2 protein-coding genes are annotated in these 2,226 nt (G+C 58.4%); both read left to right on the forward strand.

The features are described 5' to 3' along the window. Positions 1 to 215 precede the first annotated feature (215 nt). Complete coding sequence (locus ABJK56_RS19355; RefSeq protein ID WP_347246333.1) at positions 216 to 824, forward strand: hypothetical protein; 609 nt, start codon at positions 216 to 218, stop codon at positions 822 to 824. Between the two features lie 990 nt (positions 825 to 1,814). Then, the coding region (locus ABJK56_RS19360; protein WP_347246334.1) for an AAC(3) family N-acetyltransferase at positions 1,815 to 2,226 on the forward strand (412 nt) is incomplete at its 3' end.

Genomic DNA, 2,226 nt, shown 5'->3' on the forward strand with positions numbered 1-2,226 from the left:
GACCGGATGGCAGCTGCATACGCCAGGGAGGGTGCACGGTAGGCTGCGTTAGTCGCCGGGTGCGGTTGAGGACGGAGGCACCGCACGCGGGGCCGGCCTGATTTCGGCGATTGGGCGAGGAAAACGGGACGCCGGGTCGATGGGGCTGAGCCGGCTTCGTTGGCAGTCTGGTCTCAAAGGGCGTTTGAAATTCCTGAAAAGAAGGAGGAGAAAACATGAGACATCTGATCCTCATCGTGGCTCTGGGTGTATTGTTGCTGCCTTCGCTTCCTGCGACAGCCGACGTTCCACCCGATGCGGACCTGTTCTGGATGTGGAACTGGACGCAGCAGTATGACCCGGCAAATCCGATTCAGTTCTCCCTGGTGAGGGACGTTTACGGATTGCCGCCGGGCACGGTTCCGGAATGGGACCTGCAGAACTGCCGGCTTAGAATTCCCAACCGCCTGGATCCGCGCCTGGTGAAGGAAGTATGGTGGGAGGTCAAGTGGGGCACCACAATCCCAACCTGGGAACCTCTGCAGATGGTGTGGCTGGAGCCGCCGGCAGGGAACTACCGGGTCACATCGTCCACGTTCTGGAAATCGAGTGCTCAGGGCGGAGAGAGAATATGGACCTGGAAATGGACCATTTTCCCGCAGCCGGACGTGGAGTGGATATGCTTCAATCCGCGGGTGTTCCGCCAGTTCTCCAATCCGGCGGGAACGAGCCTGTTCCAGGTTGAAGTGGGCAGCCGCCGCGGCATCCCTGAGGGAACCACTGCGATGCTCGGCATCCTCGGACTCAGCACTGTTGCTGCATTCCGCAGACTGCGTTTGAAGTAACCCGGTGCTTGCTGTAGGCACCCGGAGTAGTTGGAGCGAGGCAATCGCCTCGCTCTTTTCTTGTAACTGTTAGCAGTTTGTGCCGCTGCTAGGCCGGGGCGTAGGGTTTGCTTGCCCTGGGCAAAGGCACGTACCGATGGGACAGTCCAGTTCCACAGAAATCGTGACGCGCTGAACTTGTTTCAGCATCCCGGCGCCGAAGCTGGGTCGATCCTGAATCAAGTTCAGGATGACGAGGTTACGGGTGTTTGCGCATGCAAGAGTGAACCGATACCATTCAGGTATCAGCTCAGTCTTGCCGGACTGCCGTTCTGAGCGGAGCGGAAAACCTTGACCTCGCGCGGAGGTTTTTCGCTGGCGTCAGGATAACATTCCCAGAAGACTACACATTCTCCTCTTCAGCCTCTTGTTGCGATTCCTGGCAGAAACTGGTATATTGGTGTGGTTGCTGATCTGTGAACCGGTCTGTGAACCGACGAAGGAGGTGATGTCCAGTTGCCCAATATAAAGTCAGTCATCAAAGACGTTAAGAAGTCCCGCGAGCGACGGCTTCGCGCTCTGGCTACCAGGTCCAGGATCAAAACGATGGTCAAGAAAACCAAAGCCGCGCTGGAGGCGAATGCTGAAACTGCAGCAGCATTCCTTCGCGAGACTGTGAGCATAGTCGACAAGGCCGCAAAAAGAGGAATCATACACCCTAATGCGGCCAGGCGGCGCAAGTCGCGGCTTATGAAGCGAGCCAACCGTTACTTGGGCACCGGGGCTTAACGCGCCGCTCGGTTTTCCCAACGTAACCGGGCCTTCGCCGGCATTATCGTGAGCAGTCCGCCTGACCCGATGCATCGAAGTGTACCCGAAACCAATACGAGAGATGCGGGTGTCTCAGCAATGCTCGGAAGGGTAAGTCCGGTTCGCTGAAAGCGGCGAAACCGGGGGAGCGAATCAGTTTTCGGTTCCTCGCGCTTTATCCCCGCAGCAACTTAATTCCTGGTGGTCACCAAACAACACATCATCGACGGACTTAGAGAACTGGGCCTGCGCGCGGGCGATACAGTCGTTGTGCACAGCTCGCTATCCAGCTTCGGAAAGGTCCAGGGGGGAGCCGAAACTGTGGTTGAGGCGCTGCTCGAGGTCCTCGGGCCGGAGGGCACCCTGGCTGTTCCGACATTCAATTTCGAGCCGGATGTGTTCGATCCGGACAGCACCCCGTCTGTAGTTGGGCAGATCACTGAGGCCGTCCGCAAACTTCCCGGCGCAATTCGGAGCAAGCACCCGACTCATTCTGTTGCAGCAATCGGGCGGCTCGCCCGTGTCATCACCGAGGGGCACGAAAACGTAAGCCCGTTCGGTCGCGGCTCGGCGCTCTTCAAGTTGCTTCAGGCAAACGGCAAGGTCCTGCAGC

Source organism: Thermogutta sp. (genome assembly GCF_039793925.1).
Lineage (GTDB): Bacteria > Planctomycetota > Planctomycetia > Pirellulales > Thermoguttaceae > Thermogutta.